General features: G+C 62.3%; 1 protein-coding gene. It reads left to right on the top strand.

Features of this window, described 5'->3' with window-relative positions:
• Nucleotides 1–247 (top strand): F0F1 ATP synthase subunit A (locus SB764_RS43345; RefSeq protein ID WP_410867216.1); only part of this gene is annotated, 247 nt, incomplete at both ends.

The raw sequence follows: 247 nt of genomic DNA on the forward strand, positions 1-247 counted from the left end.
TCTGGCCACCATCTTCATTCTGCATCTCGCCGCCCGTAAGGCGACGTCCGGCGTGCCGGGCCGTTTCCAGTGCGCGATCGAAATGCTGGTCGAAATGGTCGAGGATCAATCGAAGTCGATGATCCACGGCACGCGTACTTTCATCGCCCCGTTGGCACTGACCGTGTTCGTCTGGGTTGCCCTGATGAACTCGCTCGACTTCATCCCCGTCGACCTGCCGGGCCGCGTGATCGGCTGGCTGGGCCTG

The organism is Paraburkholderia sp. SIMBA_027 (assembly GCF_046535315.1).
Lineage (GTDB): Bacteria > Pseudomonadota > Gammaproteobacteria > Burkholderiales > Burkholderiaceae > Paraburkholderia > Paraburkholderia tropica.